Source organism: Bacillus sp. FSL W8-0116, from assembly GCF_038003825.1.
Classification (GTDB): domain Bacteria; phylum Bacillota; class Bacilli; order Bacillales; family DSM-4216; genus Bacillus_O; species Bacillus_O smithii.
This window is the reverse complement of the sequence record NZ_JBBOPY010000001.1, coordinates 3067059-3086276: the sequence shown is the minus strand read 5'-3', so window position 1 is coordinate 3086276 and position 19218 is coordinate 3067059. Positions and strand designations below refer to the sequence as shown.

At 38.9% G+C, this 19218-nt stretch carries 16 protein-coding genes and 3 pseudogenes; 5 read left to right on the top strand and 14 right to left on the bottom strand.

Features of this window, described 5'->3' with window-relative positions; all coding sequences use genetic code 11:
- Window positions 1-11: 11 nt before the first annotated feature.
- The 3 genes from ypeB to prsW form a co-directional block, all read right to left on the bottom strand.
- A complete protein-coding gene (gene ypeB / locus N1I86_RS14740; protein WP_341096942.1) occupies window positions 12-1358 on the bottom strand; it encodes a germination protein YpeB in 1347 nt (448 codons plus the stop codon).
- Between the two features lie 12 nt (window positions 1359-1370).
- Window positions 1371-2132: a spore cortex-lytic enzyme gene (gene sleB, locus N1I86_RS14735; protein ID WP_270583509.1), complete on the bottom strand. Its 762-nt coding sequence runs from the start codon at window positions 2130-2132 to the stop codon at window positions 1371-1373.
- Window positions 2133-2453: 321 nt separating this feature from the next.
- On the bottom strand, window positions 2454-3128 hold the full coding sequence (prsW, locus tag N1I86_RS14730; protein WP_003355171.1) for a glutamic-type intramembrane protease PrsW: 675 nt from the start codon (window positions 3126-3128) through the stop codon (window positions 2454-2456).
- Window positions 3129-3235: 107 nt separating this feature from the next.
- Between prsW and N1I86_RS14725 the strand changes: the two genes are divergently transcribed.
- Together N1I86_RS14725 and N1I86_RS14720 are read left to right on the top strand one after the other, a co-directional pair.
- Complete coding sequence (locus N1I86_RS14725; RefSeq protein ID WP_341096939.1) at window positions 3236-4213, top strand: asparaginase; 978 nt, start codon at window positions 3236-3238, stop codon at window positions 4211-4213.
- A gap of 98 nt (window positions 4214-4311) precedes the next feature.
- Entirely contained in the window at window positions 4312-4728 is a 417-nt protein-coding gene (locus N1I86_RS14720) for a CBS domain-containing protein (RefSeq protein WP_048623585.1), read from the top strand.
- A 216-nt stretch (window positions 4729-4944) separates the two neighbouring features.
- On the opposite strand, the gene N1I86_RS14715 is transcribed toward N1I86_RS14720, so the two are convergent.
- The 5 genes and pseudogenes from N1I86_RS14715 to N1I86_RS14695 form a co-directional block, all read right to left on the bottom strand.
- Window positions 4945-6267 carry an MFS transporter gene (locus N1I86_RS14715; RefSeq protein WP_412677250.1) on the bottom strand — a complete coding sequence of 441 codons (1323 nt, stop codon included), beginning with the start codon at window positions 6265-6267 and terminating at the stop codon, window positions 4945-4947.
- A 510-nt stretch (window positions 6268-6777) separates the two neighbouring features.
- A complete protein-coding gene (locus N1I86_RS14710) occupies window positions 6778-7752 on the bottom strand; it encodes a YpdA family putative bacillithiol disulfide reductase (RefSeq protein WP_270583500.1) in 975 nt (324 codons plus the stop codon).
- Window positions 7753-7823: 71 nt separating this feature from the next.
- A complete protein-coding gene (locus N1I86_RS14705; RefSeq protein ID WP_341096936.1) occupies window positions 7824-8015 on the bottom strand; it encodes a hypothetical protein in 192 nt (63 codons plus the stop codon).
- Window positions 8016-8431: 416 nt separating this feature from the next.
- On the bottom strand, window positions 8432-9025 hold the full coding sequence (locus tag N1I86_RS14700; RefSeq protein WP_270583508.1) for an adaptor protein MecA: 594 nt from the start codon (window positions 9023-9025) through the stop codon (window positions 8432-8434).
- 1016 nt (window positions 9026-10041) lie between these two features.
- Window positions 10042-10260: pseudogene (locus N1I86_RS14695) on the bottom strand (MerR family transcriptional regulator); the annotation flags it as partial.
- Window positions 10261-10373: 113 nt separating this feature from the next.
- Here N1I86_RS14695 and N1I86_RS14690 point away from each other — a divergent pair.
- Window positions 10374-11576, top strand: a pseudogene (locus N1I86_RS14690) (transposase).
- 144 nt (window positions 11577-11720) lie between these two features.
- Here N1I86_RS14690 and N1I86_RS14685 read toward each other — a convergent pair.
- The 6 genes and pseudogenes from N1I86_RS14685 to N1I86_RS14660 all read right to left on the bottom strand — a co-directional run.
- Window positions 11721-11840 (bottom strand): annotated as a pseudogene (locus tag N1I86_RS14685) (MerR family DNA-binding transcriptional regulator); the annotation flags it as partial.
- A gap of 519 nt (window positions 11841-12359) precedes the next feature.
- Window positions 12360-13757: an ethanolamine permease gene (gene eat / locus N1I86_RS14680; RefSeq protein WP_341096933.1), complete on the bottom strand. Its 1398-nt coding sequence runs from the start codon at window positions 13755-13757 to the stop codon at window positions 12360-12362.
- Window positions 13758-13782: 25 nt separating this feature from the next.
- Window positions 13783-14631 carry an ethanolamine ammonia-lyase subunit EutC gene (gene eutC / locus N1I86_RS14675; protein ID WP_048623592.1) on the bottom strand — a complete coding sequence of 283 codons (849 nt, stop codon included), beginning with the start codon at window positions 14629-14631 and terminating at the stop codon, window positions 13783-13785.
- Between the two features lie 30 nt (window positions 14632-14661).
- The gene (locus tag N1I86_RS14670) at window positions 14662-16023 is read right to left on the bottom strand and encodes an ethanolamine ammonia-lyase subunit EutB (protein WP_341096931.1); all 1362 of its coding nucleotides are present in this window, start codon (window positions 16021-16023) and stop codon (window positions 14662-14664) included.
- Entirely contained in the window at window positions 15995-17494 is a 1500-nt protein-coding gene (locus tag N1I86_RS14665; protein ID WP_341096928.1) for an ethanolamine ammonia-lyase reactivating factor EutA, read from the bottom strand. The genes N1I86_RS14670 and N1I86_RS14665 overlap by 29 nt, the downstream gene beginning before the upstream one ends.
- A 631-nt stretch (window positions 17495-18125) precedes the next feature.
- The gene (locus N1I86_RS14660) at window positions 18126-18512 is read right to left on the bottom strand and encodes a hypothetical protein (protein WP_341096926.1); all 387 of its coding nucleotides are present in this window, start codon (window positions 18510-18512) and stop codon (window positions 18126-18128) included.
- Window positions 18513-18657: 145 nt separating this feature from the next.
- On the opposite strand from N1I86_RS14660, the gene N1I86_RS14655 reads away from it, so the two are divergent.
- Window positions 18658-18915 carry a spore coat associated protein CotJA gene (locus tag N1I86_RS14655; protein ID WP_341096924.1) on the top strand — a complete coding sequence of 86 codons (258 nt, stop codon included), beginning with the start codon at window positions 18658-18660 and terminating at the stop codon, window positions 18913-18915.
- Window positions 18899-19156, top strand: coding sequence for a spore coat protein CotJB (locus N1I86_RS14650; RefSeq protein ID WP_341096922.1), 258 nt, complete (start codon window positions 18899-18901; stop codon window positions 19154-19156). The genes N1I86_RS14655 and N1I86_RS14650 overlap by 17 nt, the downstream gene beginning before the upstream one ends.
- The last annotated feature ends 62 nt before the right edge of the window (window positions 19157-19218 follow it).

Below are 19218 nucleotides of genomic sequence, written 5' to 3'. Positions count from 1 at the left end.
TCTCGTTTCATTTATAAAACATCATTGTAAATAGGTTCTGCGTTTTCTAATTTTTCCACTTTCTCTTCGTCTCCTGTTTCAGCATTAATATAAATGCGGTACGTATCTTGATCAAGCGTTCCCAAAAATTCATAGCACAGCACTTCTTCATCCAAATCATTGTTGATCACGGCAAGGCGGCTCTCTTCAATTTTCACATTGCTATGAATCATTTTTTTCGCATCGCTGACTGATAGTTTCGGCTTTGGAAGTTGTCGCTTATGATGATGATTTAAATAGTCGGAAGCGACTAGTCCCATCACCTCGCCATTATCAAGGGCCACTTTGATTTTCACTGCTTCCGGGTAGATCCTTACTCCACTTTGGTTGGAAACGAAAGTGAACACCCCGATATGATCATACTGAGCGCTGTCCACTCCCTCCAGATTTTGAAAGTGATGTTTTTTTAAAAATCTTTGGGCTGTTAAATAAGCTTCATTTAAACTCAGTTTTTGATTCGCCACGTCTCTGTTCACCATATACCAAATCGGATAACCGCCTTTTTTCGTTACATCCATAGTGCCTTCAGCTCCGTCGCTTTTAAAAGAAACGCTATAAAATCCAAATTCCGAACCATCCCCGTTTTTGGTTACTTTCACATTCGATATGTTTGAAGAAGGAGAAAACGATTTGGCAATCTGGACAGCCTCTTTTCTGGAAATTTCTTTTCCCGGAAGCTGATCGAATTGCGGCTTTTTCGCTCTTGTCGAAATAGAAGTCACGCCGTTGACATCTTCTTCTCCATATCCCCCTACTGTTTTCTCAACGGTCTTAAAACCGTCAATAATCGTATTGTCGGAGGCTTCTTTGCCATTCGCAAGCGCCATTTCGACGTCCATCCAGCGAAGATTGTTTTTCAATACCATGTGCTGGACTTGGCGCAGTTCATTTTGAATGTCGGCCGACTGTTTATATAACTTTTTCAATTGACTGTACTCTTGTTCTGAAAGAGGCTGCTTATTCAAATCGCGGATCGCTGTTCGATAGCTGAAGTTTCCTATGTTGGATAGAAATTCTTCGGTTTTATTAAACGGAAGCAAAGAAAGCGGCAGTTGTCCAACGTCGGTATGAGCTTCAGAAGTCAACCTCCACACATCCGCCAAAGCAGGCGATAACTGTTTCTGTGAATTCATGGCCAACGTGGCTCCAATTTTGTCGTGGAGCATGTCTACTTGGTACGTCAAATCATGAAAAGCTCGTTGATAATTATTTTCGGCGTTGATCAACACAGCGTTTTTTTCTTTATGCTCTTGGTATCCCCAAAGAACCGTTCCGGCAAGTCCCAATGTCAAGATGACAACTAAAATGTATCTGATCATTTTTCCACCCCTTTACCGACAGAAAATATGTTTACCAATTTGCTTGATTTGCGGACGCGACCAAATCCATTTGCTAGTAGCCGTGGCCGGATTGAAATAATAAATCGCTCCATCGCTTGGATCCCATCCATTAATCGCATCCAGTACAGCTCTTTTGGCTGTCTCATTTGGAGTCAGCCATATTTGTCCGTCTGAAACGGCGGTGAAAGCTCCAGGTTCGAAAATGATACCGGAAATCGTTTTTGGAAAAGACGGATGTTTCAGACGGTTTAAAATGACAGCAGCGACTGCTACTTGTCCTTCATAAGGCTCTCCTCTCGCCTCGCCATACACCGCGTTTGCCATCAGTTGAATATCATTTTGAGAAAATCCGGGCGGAGTGTTTGCCGCAGTAGGTTTTATTTGGCCGCTGCCACTATTTTTCGTTTGCTCGGTTCCCCCGTAATAGGTAAAATTTTTTCCTTTGTAAATTTGTTCTTTCACATAGTTTTCATCATATTTGGAAGCTTTTACAAGTTTTTGTTTCGTTGCGTCACCCACCAATCCGTCGACCGGCAGACCAAATGCATTTTGAAAATTTCTTACCGCCCAATAAGTTCCCCACCCGAAAACTCCATCAATTTTTCCACGGTAATATCCAATATATTGAAGCCGTGCTTGAAGTTCGATCACATCATCACCAAATGCTCCTCTTTGAATGACCTGGTTGGAAAAAGCATTTGCTCTAAGATTTTGACAAGGGAAAAAAATAATGAAACTTAAAATAACCATCATCCGACCCATTAAAAGGATCCATCTCCAACTTTTCATGTCGCAAACCTCCAAACCCTGTTTTAACATTAACCCTATTTTTCGTTATCCTTGTCTTTTTATTCCAAACTTCCAACAACAAAAACTAGAAAGAGTTTCAAATCTTTCCATATTGAGATCACAAGGAAATCTTGCCGACTATCCTGAACTCATTTTTCACTTGAATCGTTTTTCAGATCCTTTTCCGGAAAAAAGCAGCCTCTAAAAAGACAAAAAGAAGAACGATACACCGCGTATCGCCTTTTTATGCCATTCATCTTATTTCTCACTCAAAACAAGAGGAGTCTATTTTGACAACAGACCTTTTTTATAATGTTCTGTCACAATGCGAGCATCTTTAACTTTTTTGAGACCAAGCCACCATAAAAACAGCATGAACGGTATGATGACATACATCCATGTCTCCTTTAAAAATAATATATAATCGTAAAGCCCATGAAGTACGAAAGGCAAAAACAAAGAAAGAAACAAACCTGTTCGTTTTTTCCCGGGGCTAAAAAATTTCGATTTTCCCAAATAATAGCCCATTATGACTCCAAAAAGAGCATGGCTGGAAACCGGAAGCAAAGCTCTCGAAAAAGCAAACTCAACTCCATTTGCGATCAAATATAAAATATTTTCTACAGTGGCAAAACCTAATGACACACTAGTTGCATACACAATGCCATCATATGGCTCATCAAACTCTGCATGTCCGTATATGGCATAAAATAAAACAAGCCACTTAAACAATTCTTCAATCATTCCCGATGAGAAAAAGGCTTGCAAAAAGTCAGAATGAACGATTCCTTCCGCGGAAAACACATATTGAATAAACATGACGGGCAAGGTTAAAAAGCCACCATAAATAAACATTTTCAAAACGATCAATAAAGGTTCTGTTTCATACTGGTCTTTTAAATAAAAATAACAGAGGAGCGCTAGGCCCGGAGCAATTCCGGCGGATAAAACAGTAAACATATATGGTCCTCATTTCTATCTGTTTAGTTTCATGTTAAATTTATCATGTAAAGAAAAGAAATGAAATGATTTTCTATTTAAAAAATTGCAGGTAGGAGGTTTTTCTGTTGAAGAAAACGATATTAGTCATTCATACCGGAGGAACCATTTCCATGCAAGAAGATAAGAAGACAGGAAATGTTCTTCCTCGGCAAAAAAATCCGTTGACAGAAGCTGAAAAAATATTGAACCAATATGCCAATATCATCACCGAAGAACCATTTCAACTTCCATCTCCTCATATTACGACAAAAGAAATGTATGAGTTGAAACTCTTAATTGAAGAGAAACTGAAAGAACATTCGATGATTGAAGGGGTTGTGATCACCCACGGAACAGATACGCTGGAAGAAACGGCCTATTTTCTGGACCTTACCGTTCAAACTTCTATTCCCATTGTGTTCACCGGAGCCATGCGGTCAAGCAATGAAATCGGGGCCGACGGACTATACAATCTGATTTCTTCCATTAGAGTGGCGTCATGCGAGGAGGCAAAAGACAAAGGAGTATTGGTCGTCCTAAATGATGAGATTCATGCCGCCAAAAACGTCACCAAAACTCATGCAAGCAATGTTTCAACTTTTCAAAGTCCTCAATATGGTCCGATCGGCATTGTCACGAAAAGAGCGGTTCTTTTTCATCATACGCCCGTCTCCAGGGAACATTATCCGATTTTGGACATTTCTCCAAAAATCGGATTACTTAAAATTCATTCCGGCATGGATTCGAGTTTGTTTTATGCGTTAAAAGACTTAAGATATGATGGCGTAGTCATCGAAGCGCTCGGACAAGGAAATGTCCCTCCTGCTACCGTTCCAGGAATTAAAAGCCTTGTGGAAGCGGGGATTCCGGTCGTTCTTGTTTCTAGATGCTTTAACGGAATTGCTGAGGATGTGTATGCCTATGAAGGTGGAGGGAAACAATTAAAAGATTTGGGCGTTATTTTCTCGAATGGTCTGAACGGCCAAAAAGCCCGGATCAAATTGCTTATCGCTTTGTCCATTACGAAAGATGTTCAAAAAATTGAAGAAATGTTTCAATTGTAATCAACGGAGTCAGAGTCAGGCCGCAAGGAATTCTTTGAATAGGTTTGAATACGCAGCAAATACTATTTATGGACTACACCATTAAAGGAGGAAATGTCATGAAAGTGCGTGATATCATGTCATCCAATATTGAAAGCTGCTCTAGTCAAGATTCCTTGCAAACAGTGGCCTCTAAAATGAAACAATTGAATATCGGTGCCCTGCCAGTCGTAGAAAACGGCCAAGTAACTGGAATGATTACGGACCGCGATGTAACTATCCGTGCGGTAGCTGATGACAATGCCAACAAAAATGTAGAGCAAGTCATGACTCATAATGTCGTTTCAGTCAGTCCTGACGCTTCTGTTGAAGAAGCGGCTCAATTAATGGCACAACACCAAATCCGCCGTCTTCCAGTCGTTGAAAACGGTCAAATTGTTGGCATGGTTGCTCTTGGCGACCTATCCGTCAGCGAAAAATCGAATGAAAAAGCCGGAGAGGCACTCACTCAAATTTCTCAGCAAAATTTACAATAACGCCCATAATATGGTCATAGGGGTTCCCATATAGGGAGCCCCTGTTTGTTATGGCGTTTTCCATTATGAACAAAGCGGTTGAGTCGCTTATCCATTATTCATATTTTATTTTAAGCGTAAAAGCCATGGATCATGAAGAGATTCTGCCGACGAATCATTTCCGAAATATATCTCAACATCTCGATTCATTCACAGACAGATCTAAATAACCATTCCTCAACCTTCGATCTTAGATATGTTCGAACGAGCGTCAAACTGCAGTTCTTTATCTATCTCTTGATTCGATCTGTCTTTCACTGTCCATATAGCAATCGAACTGATCAATGCAGCCAAAATGATATAAAGAGCAACAGGTACATATGATTGATGAAATTCAGCTAATAAAGCGGTTGCCACTAATGGTGCTGTCCCCCCTGCAATTGCCGCTCCTAATTGATAGCCTAACGAAATGCCTGTATATCTTATTTTTGCTGAAAAGATCTCTGAAAACATCGTGCCTTGGACAGCATTAATCGATCCCCAAATCACACCGAGACCGATGACCGTTGCGATAATTAACAGCGCTACAGATTTTTGTTGAAGCAACCAAAAATATGGAAACGCATACAAAATAGTCGAAACAATTCCACTAACGTAAATCGGTTTACGTCCAATGCGATCAGACAACATTCCAATGAAAGGAGCTAAAATAGTGGCCGTGACTGATCCAATAAGAACAGCGGTTAAAGCAGACGTTTTACTAAAATGTAAATTGGCAGTGGCATAAGAAACAACAAACGTACCAAATATATAAAATGGTGCCGTTTCCACTACTTTAGTACCCATTGCAATGAATACTTCTTTCCAATGATAGCGAAGAGTATCCACTAATGGGATTTTGGAAACTTCTCCTTTTTCTTGGGCTTTCTTAAAGGATGGGGTCTCTTCAATTCCTTTTCTAATCCATAACCCTAAAATAACTAATATCGCACTTAATAAAAAAGGAACGCGCCATCCCCATGACATAAAATCTTTTTCCGGCAGCAGCGTCATTACTGAAAGGGCTAGCGTGCCTAATATCAACCCTACTGAAATACCCATTTGTGGAACACTGCCAAACAATCCTCTTTTATCTTTTGGAGCATATTCCACGGCTAATAAAACGGATCCTCCCCACTCTCCGCCAAGCGCTAAACCTTGAATAAATCGTAAGCAAGTTAAAAAGATAGGAGCCCATATTCCAATCACTTGATAGGTAGGCAGTATCCCCATGCCAAATGTTGAAATCCCCATCAAGCTTAGCGTTAAGACTAACGTTTTCTTTCTCCCGAGTTTATCTCCTATATGGCTAAAGATAATCCCGCCAACAGGTCTTAGAAAAAACGCTAAAGCAAAAGAAGTATAGGCGATTAATAAACCGATCGTGGGGCTTTTGCTGACAAAAAAGAGCTGATTAAAAACTAGCGATGCCACGGTTCCGTATAAAAAATAATCAAACCATTCAATGGCACTGCCAACTATGCTTGCAATTAAAACTCTCCACATACTTTTCTCCATCATTCTCTCCCTTTCCTTTGTTCATATCAAATAAGAATATTCTTATTTTTTTGCCAATAATAACGTTATAACTTCTTGCTTTTTTATATCCTCCCCCCTTGTTTACTTTGACTCATCATTACAGGTTAACTGGTCATCTGATGACCTGCTTATAAAAATATTTTTTTTTATACTATCATACTCATTTTGTTGTTTAAAGTTGTTTTTTGCAATTTTTTTAAAATTAGAAATAATATGTGTCGCACAATTCATTCAGCATGGATTAACAAGCAAAGAACCTTTTTAAACAATACAATCTGGCGAGGGCATTTGCACATCTTACGATTTAGGCGAATGATTTTGCAAACACTTTAAGATTTCATCTCCATTCGGTTTTGCAGTAATCCCTATTTTATTGGGTACTGTATCCTGAATCATCAATGAAAGTCGAATGGGAAACAGCAAAAGGACAAATGAAACCAATGAATCCATTTGTCCTTTTCATTCTATGAAACTAGCAGACGGTCGCATTGTTTAGCTTGCTTTTTCTTTTTCTGCAATCGCCGCTGCTATGAGTTCGCCATGAAAACGGCCATTTTCTATAAAAATTTCATTGGCATTGTTCCCGGCAGCAATCACGCCTGCGATAAAGATCCCTTCAACATTCGTTTCCATCGTATCGGGATTATAGTTTGGCCTTCCTGTTTCCGGTATAATCTCCACTCCCATTTTGCTGATGAATTCATGGTCAGGATGATACCCGGTCATGGCAAATACAAAATCATTTGCGATTTCTTTTTCAATACTTCCAACCGTATATAGAACTGAGTTTTGCTTGATCTCTTTCACATGGGCGTTGAATTCCATCACAATTTCTCCATGACGTATCAAGGAATCAAATTCCGGCAAAATCCACGGTTTTATACTTTCCGAATATTGTTTTCCTCTGTATAAAACCGTTACTCTCGCTCCTGATTTATGCAGCTCCAATGCAGCATCAACAGCCGAATTTTTGCCGCCGATCACGACGACATCAGTATCAAAAAACGGATGAGCTTCTTTGAAATAATGATAAACTTTGTCCAATTCTTCTCCTGGTATATTCATATAATTGGGATGGTCGTAATAGCCAGTTGCGACAACAACATATGGAGTTTCATACACTTCTTTTGTCGTTTTGACGAAAAAGGTTCCGTTCGATTGTTTCGTCACGTCTTTTACTTCTTCGAAACGATGGATGCGAAGCTGTTTTCTTTTCACCACTTCACGATAATACGTTAAGGCATCGTTTCTTTTTGGTTTCCGTTCCACCGTTATAAAAGGAACATCGCCAATTGCCAGTTTATCGCTTGAACTGAAAAAAGTTTGATGAGTGGGAAAACGATAAATCGTATCCACAATATTTCCTTTTTCAATAATGAGCGGATTTTTTCCTGTTTCTTTTAACGAGATGGCCGCCGCCAAACCGCATGGCCCTCCTCCAATAATGATGCATTCTTCCTTCAACATTCCATTTCACCCTTTCTCCTACCGTACAACAAAGAAGTGGTACTGCTGATAAAAGTCCATTCAGACATTTTTCATTCGGATTCTTTAAAACATTTCATATATTCCAAACGATCGTCTATTTTCGCTCCCGCCATATACAAAGTCCCGGTAAATCCAATGTTTCCCCGCATTTCAATCAATATTGTGATGACAAATTGGAAAACACTAATAATCATTGGCAATCGGGGAATTTTTTCAATATATGTCACTGTTCCTTCGTGCAAGAAAACAGTTCCTTAAGGATTGCACGTCGTACGGTCGTTCCGTTCACCACTTTATTTTACTGGAAATTTATATATTGCTTTTTTTCGTTTCATTTGTTTCAAAAACAGCAAAAATGCAAAATGGCTCTTTTAATCCATTCTGTCCTATCCATCTTCCCATTCTCACGCTATAATTCACGTCATAGTATACACTAGAATCCTTGAAATGCAATCAAAAATCTGGGATTTCTGATCAAAAAGCGGCCATTGGAATTTCATCTTCCCGTTCGCAGGGAATATGTACCTCATTTCCATCATATGTTTTGAATAGATCCCGGTCATTTTTACAGAACATGATTCCTCGCCACATGGAAAAAGCCGAATAAAACAGAAAATAAAAACAGGCTTATAAAAAGAGCCTTTTGGTAAGACTCTTTTTATCCCGGAAATAATTTATAGACGTTTTCAATCCCTTTATTGGAAAAAATTATTTTTCCGTATTCCTCCAAATAATGAATCGTGAGACGAGATCGCTCTGCATATTCCAAAATAACAGGCTCCAGATTTTTTTTCATCCCTTCTTGAGAAAAGTCGACCGCCACATAATAAAAGGGATCTTTCCAAAAAATCCTCGAAGGAATCACCATTCTCATTTTTGCTATACGCTGAGCAAGCTGGATAATCTCTTCAAAATCCGTACATTTATAAATGGAAAAAGGCGTGAACTCTCGTTTCCATCCAGCATGCAACTCTTCAATGGCATCATTTGTATGATCGTCATTATCCAAAAAGTCAAGTGTAAATATGAGTGTTACTTCTTCCTCCGTTAAAGTATGGATCTCAATAGCCACCGGACCATCATACGCAAAATGGTAACGCTTTTCAATTTCTTCAATCAATTCTTCAAACAGTTCATGCCAAAAAAAAGCATCCTCTTCCACCATCTGCTTCTTAGCGAATCCTTTTTCATGCAATTCTTCAAAGGATATCGATAGTTTAACCGTATTTTTTGACAATCGCTCTATATTCATCACATGGCTGCCCCCTGAGTGTGAACTCTTATGAGTATATTATGTTAGGCAGCAAAGATGGTGTCAGAAAGGCATTATCACTTCGCTTTAAGAAACACTTTTTTCCTTTGGAGTTCATCAATATATATGTATCTGCCTGATATCCCAACCTCAAAGAAATCATGTCCAAGCCGTTGCCGATCAAAATGATCGAATTTTTACCTCCACATTTTCCTTTTCCCGTAATATCCTAAACCCAATCACCCAATTTATTTCCCGTGGGTATACCCACTTAACATCAAGGATACTTTATCCTCTGTCTCCGTATTCATTTAAATATCAGATGATCTAATAAAAATTTTCACATCCGTCTGCCGGCACGACTTTGAACGCTCCCCTTTTATTACTTGACAATATTCAATATAAAGCGAAGTTGTGAAAATTTGCAGGAGAGTGGTGTACTGTTTAAAAAGGACGATTCGCAAGAGTGCTGAGCCGTGGTTCCAGTCTATTTTGTATGGAAAAGTAATGATAAAAAGGTAAACAAAAAATGTTTTCATCATTTATTGTATCTATATTCTCTTAATCGAATGGGGATCAATTTTTAGCAGGATTCATGAACGTGTTTGAATGGACAAAACCTTTTGTCAAAATCATTCTGGACTGTCTCCTATTCTTTGCGAGGCGTGACAGTTTTATAAGGCTAAGCCATTCCTTCATATTGTCAGCTCATTTTCCGCCTTTTTGTCACGCCTGCATTTTTAATTTGCAATCATTCGCAATATTCTTGTTTTTTCACCCAAAAATTCCCACAATGATAGCATAACAAGCACAAAAGACGAACATAACACCTGATCTGATCACCTTATTGTATTTTTGAAGGCAGTTAGTACTTTTGAAACGGCAAGCGAACCTATGATGCTCTACAAAAGAGGAATGGGCGATGACAAATAATACATTGTTAGAGAAATGAATATTAGATTAAACTTGACTGTTGAGATGTAATGCCATTACGAACATGGCACTTTTTCATCGAGTTACGGCATTCTCAGAACACCGAATCTTGCATTTAATTGTCCGCGAATCATTTTTTCTCGGACGGCTTCTTTTTCTTTTTTTAATATCTTTTTTCGAATTTCAAATGTCTGAACTCCTTCTTCGATCATCTCAGCGATCTCCATCAGGCGTTCCACATCGCTGAATGAATATTTTCTTGTTCCTTTCTTTGTACGATAAGGAAATGAGCATTTTGCATATTTTTTGACCCAAGAGCCATAAGGATTTCAAAGACACAAAAAAGGACTTCACCCCTAAAATGTAGAATTTTTGAAGTGACGAAACCACAAAAATTCAAAAGGAGGAAGTCACTTTGTATATTCTACAAGAAAGCCTATTTTCCTTTGAAGAACTGCAAAAATTAGAGTCAAAAGAGAAATTACCTATCTTTTTTAGCTCGCTTGATTTACGCCCTTATGCTAAACAGTTGAGAAGTTCTTCACCCCGAGGGGCTGACGGTCATTCCAGAGAAGGGATTCTAAGGGCTCTCATCGCTGCCCCACTCGAAGGCATCGACACCTTTACCGCCCTTCATCATCGATTGGATAAAGACCTTCGTTTCCGTTATCAATGCGGTTTATCGATTGATCGCCCCGCACCGTCTATCTCCACTCTCAGCCGGGTTTTTGCGGCACTTACCAAAAAAAAGCTGGCTGAAAAGATCTTCCTTGACTTGGTACAGTTAGCTCAGGAGGAAGGAATAATTGACGGCAGCCACCAGGCCATCGACAGTGCCGCCATTGATGCCTATGAAAAGAAACAGCCCAAAAAGCGTAGTGAACAAACGGGTAATGCCAATTGGGGCGCAAAATATGATTCCTTCGGCAATAAAATTACCTGGTTTGGCTATAAGATGCATCTTTCAGTCGATACCGCAAGCGAACTGCCAATGGCCATAAAAGTAACCCCTGCCCATGTGAACGATGGAGAAGTCGCACCAGAATGAATAGAGCAAGTGGCAGAGCGTACCAAATCCAAAATTGAATTTCTGATCATGGATGGCGGATATGACCAACTAAAAAACTATGAATCAGCCAAAAACATTGGAGCGCAAGCCATTATCCCGCTCAATTTGCGCAACGAAAAAGAGCCTCCTGAAGGGATTTCTTCCAATGGAACTCCGCGTTGTTCCATGGGTTATGAAATGACTTATTGGGGAGCTGATAAGGACCAGCTCAAGTTCAGATGTCCTCACGCAACCGGCAAAGTGGATTGCCCATTAGGAATGGCAGCCTGTTCATCTTCCAACTATGGAATGGTGGTAAAAGTCGACATCAAAAAGGATGTGCGCCGATATTCCAATCCGCACCGTGATACAAAACGTTGGAAAGAGCTTTACAACGAGAGGACAAGTGTAGAACGCTGTAATTCAAGAATGAAAAGCTACCTTACGGCGAACTCCCTACATGTATGGGGAATTGAAAAAGTAAAGACCCATATTTACCTGAACGCTATTGTATTACTTGTTTCAGCGCTAGCGATGGCAAAGGAAAATAAAGGGAAGAAAGCCGCTTAAAAAAAATTCAATGTGAAAAATTCTGTAGGTATGCCCGAAAACAAGATTATTGTAATATTTTGTAAAATAACATGCTGGTAACTATTTGTCGAGTGCTTTATTTTTTATACTTTTATCCAAAAAATCTAATTTTGCAAAATGCTCAAATATCAATTTCCGTTCCTCATAATAACGAATTTGCCGTTCCGACAATCCTGTGATCTCACTAACAGTACCAATGGAAATCACTTTTTTATCTTTGTAGGATTCACTTTTTATAGTCACGGTTATCCCCTCCTTTAAGCTCGTTACACTTATTTTTATTATATGTTAATATTCATAATATTTCCATAATAATGTTATTTTATATCACATATTTTTCCGAACAAAGAGTATGAGTGAGATTTATTTACAGAAATTCATTTTATTTCATGCACATTTCTTATAAACAAGAAGGCTTAAAGGTCTTTATAAAGAGTGCAAATGGTGGTGATGCGAAGCATTCAAATGAATATTTCACCATTTTTCATTCATCAATCCCATTTCTGATCGGGAAATTAATTGTCATATTTTCTCACATTGTTTTCCAGAAAGTATGATTTCCTTTCTTCTAGTTGTACTCGGCAACGAACTTGTGAAGATCGATTGGATGGCTGCTGCTTCCATTCTCCGTTTTAAGCATTTTCTTTTGTTGGTTATTGCCAAGATGTCCAGTTGCTGTTCAGTGTATGGATTGCCCATCTTTGTACTTAAAAATGTAAAAACTCTTCCCTGATAAGGGGAAGAGCAGCAATAAACCTCTTTTTATAACGATACATTCTTCTGACTAGGTGCGACGTCTTCGATAGAGACAAATTCCTCGGATATAGGACGAATTTTCTTTGCTCCTACTAATAAGTAGTAAATACTTCCTGCGCCAAATACGAACAAAATGACAGCGATTAATGGAATTTTGACTCCAACGATAGGGAGATTGGTTGTTAAAACGCTATATTTTAACACGCAAAAGAACGAAATAATTCCTAAAAAGAGTGCTATTCCCGGTACAACTGGATAACTTACCTTGAAAGGTCGTTCCATATGTGGTTCTTTTTTGCGTAATACAAATAGTGATATGAGACTCAAGCAATACATCGTTATTGCGCCAAATACAGATAAAATAATCAAAGAATTAGCGAAACTAGCTGAACCGGCACTAGCTACTCCTATGATCCCCGGTACGATTAATCCCCAATGCGGAACGCCTTTTTTTGAAATTTCTGAAAGGAATCTCGGCAGATATCCCGCTCTGGCTAACGCAAACGTTTGGCGGGAGTAGCCAATAATGATACCGTGCAGGCTTGCTATTAATCCAAATAATCCAATAACGGCGACAGTTATTGGTATGATATTGTTTTCACCATAAACGCTGGCCAATGCTTGCGGAAGTGGATAATCTGCAGGTTTTCCTTCTCCTCCACCAAGTCCCGAAGTCACAATCAACGTGAAAACTGTTGCAACTGCTAATGTACAAATTCCAGAAATAAATCCTTTAGGTATATCTTTTTTAGGGTTACGAACTTCTTCCGCTGCCATTGCCCCTCCCTCAATTGCAAGGAAAAACCAAATGGCAAAAGGAATAGAGGAAAAGACTCCAGTCCAGCCGTTAGAAAATGAGAGGTCCCCCATTAAATTTGAACTCTTTATATGCGGCAGCCCTGCAGCGTAGTATATAATTAAACCGATCAACGCTAAAACGGTGGCAACGAGCTCAATGATTGCGGCTTCTTTTACTCCTATTAGATTTATTAAAATAAAAAATGAAAATACGGCTACTGTAGCATACACAGCGTCGATATTTGGAATTAAAAAGTGAATGTAGGCACCTGTCGCAACAGCAATAGCAGGTGGAGCAAAAACAAATTCAAGCAAACAGGCTAAACCCGTTAAAAATCCCATATAAGGACCCATTGCTTTTCTTGCATAGGCGGATGGCCCCCCAGCGTGTGGAATGGATGTAGAGAGTTCTGAATAACTAAATATGAAAGTCGTATAAAAAATGATGACAATCATTGAAGCAATTGCTAATCCTATCGTTCCTCCTTGCTCAAATCCGTAATTCCATCCGAAATACTGGCCTGAAATCACCATTCCTACTGCGATTCCCCACAAATGGATTGGTCTTAATTCTTTGTTTAAATGGTTATTCGTATTATTTGTCATTCTATCCTTCCCCTTCAAATGATCACTATAGTTCCAGACGAACTCCACTGGCTTTCTGATCAATCATTTTACGTAAAACGGTGCCAATGTAGGCCCCTGCTTCAACAGGGGGAGTGCCTCCTGAATGAATATTAGAAATCACTGTTCTCTCAGACTCTATCATTCCTTTTCTTGGTCTATAGCACATATAGGCACTCATAGAATTGGCGGAAACAAGCCCCGGTCTCTCCCCTATTAAAAGAACAAAAACTGCCGGCTGCAAAATTTCACCAATATGATCCATACACGCTACTCTTCCACCTTTTACAAAAAAGGGAGTTCCTTGTGTTAACCCATTAACTTCTAATGAATCCAATAACGCCGGATAAATATCTCTTAGATTGGCATCAATCGCGCTTGCGCTTAACCCATCGGAAACAACAATTTGTACTTGAGGATGTTTCACACATTTTTTTTGGATCGTTTTGACTGCCTCTTCTGTAAGAACCCGACCTTTATCTGGCCTCTTTAAATAAACTTCTTTATTTTCACAACAAGTCTCTACTGTAAATAAGTTAAATTCTTTAAGTAAATGATCAGAGACATTTCCGTTTACAGCATCAACGGCTGCTGCATGATCAAGCTGAAATTTTAAAATTGTTTTCGTCAATGGACGAGTTCCCGTTCTCCATAGACCAATGCGTGCAGGAGTTGCTTTTCGCAATTCGTCAATTCCTTCTGAAAATTTTGGATTTGGGACGTTTGTTAACCAGTCACTCGCAGTGTAATGAAAACTTTTTTCATTTTCGTCTCTATCGATTTTATCTATCGATGGCTGAGATAGTCCAGTCTGTTCAATCATCCCTTTTTCTTGTTGAATATCCGGTTCGTTCATATTACATACCACCCTTACCGTTTTATCCATTTATAAAAACAAAGTGGGATCACCGGCTATCGAAGTTAACTTTCCGTTCTCCATAATCCCCTTTTTTTCTAACCATCTTTCAAATTCCGGAGCAGGTCGCAAGTGAAGCAATTCTCTTAGCGTGGCAATGTCATGGAAGCTAAGAGATTGATAATTTAGCATACAATCATCTGCCATAGCTACACCTATTAAGAAATTGGCACCGGCCGAAGCCAACAAGACTGCTAAATTTTCCATGTCATTTTGGTCCGCTTTCATATGATTGGTGTAACAAACATCCACTCCCATCGGCAAACCATGAAGTTTTCCCATAAAATGATCTTCAAGTCCCGCGCGAATCACTTGCTTACTATTGTATAAATACTCAGGACCGATAAAACCCACCACCGTGTTCACTATAAACGGCTTATATCGCTTAGCAAGGCCATAGCACCTGGCTTCTAGCGTAAGTTGATCAATACCGTGATGTGCATTTGCTGACAGTTCTGATCCCTGTCCCGTTTCGAAATACCATACATTCGGACCAGCAGCCGTTCCTTCCTTCAAAATTAGCTCATTTGCTTCATCAAGAAGTTCAACATTAATCCCAAACGCTTTGTTACCTAATTCCGTTCCTGCTAAACTTTGAAACAATAAATCCGCTGTCCCTCCCTGCTTGATTGCCCTCATCTGGGTTGTTACATGGGCTAAAACACAGTTTTGTGTTGGAATATCCCATCTATCCATTAAATCCTTTGTCATATTTAAAATCGCCTTTACACTGTCTACCGTATCAATAACCGGATTAATACCAATCACCGCATCCCCAACGCCGTAACTCAATGCCTCAAAAATCGCTGCCTTTATCCCTTGTAAATGATCATTAGGATGATTAGGCTGCGCCCTTCCTGCTAATCGTCCCTTTTGACCAATCGTTGTGTTGCAACGTGTTTCTACAGTGATTTTTGATGCTGCTTGTATTAAATCTAAATTTGTCATGATCTTTGTTACGGCGGCAATCATCTCGCTTGTTAATCCTCGGCGAATATGAGCGATTTCGTTATTTGTTACTATCGGCGATAAAAGGTATTCCCGAAGTTCCGCTATTGACCAGTTTCGAATGGATGCGTAAATTTTTTCATTAATTCCTTCCTCGATGACACGTGACACCTCATCCTCTTCCGGAGGCAGTAGAGGGTTATTACGAATATCAGCAAGAGTTAGCTCTGATAAAACATGCCTTGCCGCAATACGCTCCTGTGCATCTTGGGCTTGTATCCCTGCCAGCTGGTCGCCTGATTTTTCTTCATTCGCTTTAGCCATAATTTCTTTCAAACTTTTAAAATGATAAGTTTTATCCATTAACGTGATCGTTGTTTTCAAGTGGAGTCACCTCCTCATTTTTCATAAAAGCCAATGTTTTGATAACCACAGGAACCACACTTTGATTGATCATTTCTCCTATATCAATGTAGTCACCTTGTTCGACTACAACTTGATCAATCGAAATGATGTCTATTTTATGGTTAGATTGAAGTACAAGCAATTGTCCAAGCGCTTTTGCTATATCGTTTTCACACATTACTACTAAAACAGAATTTTTCGGAAAGTATTGTTCATAAAGCGAAAATAATGTTCTAGCCATCTCTTTTAAAATCTGATAGGAACAATAAGCAATTCCTCGAATATGAATACCAATAGGAGTTTCTTGTTCTTCTTGAAAGTATTGCTTCCACTCCATCATGGCCCTTTTTATTTGTTGATGGATATAATCTCCGTTTTTACTTTGGACATTGTTGAATTCAATCGTCATGATGGGTAGATTGCGGAGTGGGAGACGTGATGAGGAAACATGGATAGTAGCTCCGCTAATTTCTGTACTTTGCGTTCCAGCGCCAATGACTGTTGCGCGAGAAGTTTGCTTTGCATGTATTATTTTTAATGAACTCTTTTCAATCGCCTTTACTACTTCGTGTGCAAGAAGAGGACCAATATCTCCGTAAACAGCGGTGTCATAGAGAGTTTTAGGAGATTCTTTTTCAAGCAACTTGCCAATTCCTCCGGAAATCACCACCTCATCGATAGAAGGAATCACTTGAAAAGTCGTACTATGAATCAATGGATCATCCAGCCTAATGGGTTTCTCATTAATTAAAGAATTCACCATATCTTTGCACATTTCTTGAACAATTTGTCGCATTTCTTTAAAAGTCATTTTTTGATTTAGTTGCAATCGATAGTTTTTCAAACATAACCATGGTTGAATAGAAGAAGATATAAACGTAATTTTGCCATTCTCATCCAATTCGATTAATCTCCCACCAACATGGTACGTAATGGTACCTAATACTTTTCCTCTCCGAAAAACGACAACATTTGCTGTTCCTCCCCCAATATCAATGTTAGCAACTGATCCTTTTATCTCTTTAGATCGCAAAAAAGCACCAGATCCTTTGCCAGCAAGTAACGCTTCCAAACTAGCGCCAGCAACTGCAACGACAAAATCGCCCGATTTATCAGCTAAATAATGCAGGATGCTCTCCGCATTTTTTTTCGTCGCGGTATCACCTGTTATAATCACAGCGCCAGATTTTACTTCCGATAAATTTACTCCTGCTTGTTTATATTGCTCTTCAAGCCATTTCGCAAGAGCTCTCAAATCAATTTCATCTCTGTTCCCTTTTAACGGCGTTGAATACATAGGACTTTCATACATAATTTTTCTCTCAACAATTTCATAGCGAGGTAAAGAAAAATGGCTGGATACTTTTGCATATTTTAAATGACTGACAATAAATTTTGTCGTACTAGTACCGATGTCGATTCCAACACTTATAATGGATTGACCTTCCACTATCATCACATCCTAAAATTTCCAGGTTTTCGCTATTCGCTGTCAATGGCTTATATTTCAAGAATTTACCCGGCCAATTTTAAACCATATGGAAATCTGGTATTCCAATTGGCTATTTACTGTTAACAAAACCATATATTATCCGAAAATTCAGATTATTATAGTTGTTTTTATATATCCATCTTGGATATTTTAATATTCATTTTTCCTTTTACCCAATATGATTAATAATTCGCCGTCAACAGTTTGATGATTCCAAAAATAAATTTCAAAATTGATTGTTTTCAAGAATTTTATGTCATTATTAAATTATATTTCAAAAATTTTATCAGCACTTTTGTCAGTTTTTCTGACATATTTTTCTCGCAAAGACCTAAATGCCAGGACACCCATATAGTAAGGACGTCAAAAAAATGATAATGAACCTTTGTATAACTTTGCCTTGAAACATAATTCTTTGTAAGGTTACTCCTCACTGTTATTTCATATCGGATCCAGCCAGCGATTGGAACAAAAAGTAATAAGGAATTTAACATTTAAAGAAATGAAAGAGTATTTTATTTCACTTCGTTCATTGCTCATACCTAACGGCAATCAATTGAGAGCTGCTGATCACTATCGGAACCATCCATCATTGCATCTCTCTCAATTTTTGAAAATCTATGGAAATGATTCCATACAGAATAGAGAAAAAGCAAAGAATGGCTGTTTCCCAAAAAAAGAACCAAGCCATCACGACAAAAGAAGCAAAATGCAGAAAGAAAAAACATCCCCAAATATTGATGTTCTTCATAAACAACCGATACAGCCCTTTCACTTCCCATTCAAGCAGATTTCCATTCAATACAAAAGCCACCATAAACGCTACCGTTGCGAGAAAAAACTTCATCGGCTTTAATATAAATGCTAATAACAAAAGAGACCATGAAAAGGCTTCCGGACTTGGCAAGCAAAAAATATACATCCAACTAAACAGTTCCGCAAACAAAAAGCGATACACTCCAGGGCATGGAACCACCTCCTCCTATATTCATCGTATGAGGAAGCCGCAAAAAAACTTCCTGCATCATCCGGCTAAAATCTCACGACATCAGAATTTGTTGGCATGAGGGACAAAACAGCTCCATACAATAGATTGAGATCTATGCGAGGAGGGTGATCGTGTGACACATTTTAAAGGCTTCACTCCATTTAAAAGCTATAAACCGTATGTTAGTCCCTTTGATCCATGCCCGCCTAAGACGATCAAAACGTATTCTACTCCGCCGAATTTATATATAGGATTCCAGCCACCGAATACTCCGCAATTTTCACCAATAGAAGCTTTAAAAAAAGGGACATTGTTTAAAATTTTCTATGATCCATATTACGGTCCATACGAACAACCAAAGGGGGTTAGAGAAAATGAAGAAGCCACCTAATTATTACAAAGATTTAGAGGATCTGCAGGCCATTGACTTCGCCATTTTAGAACTAGCCCTCTATTTGGACACCCATCCTGATGATTACGATGCCGTTCTGCAATATAACTGGCAGATCAAACAACGGAAACAAGTGAAAAAAGCTTTTGAACTTCAACACGGATCCTTAACCAGCTTCGGGTACAGTTATGCCCGTTATCCGTGGGATTGGAAAGAAGCTCCATGGCCTTGGCAAGTTTAAACCAATCTCGCCGCTTTTTCTGTGCCCTGATGCTCGAACTACTTCTTGATTTTTATGCAGGG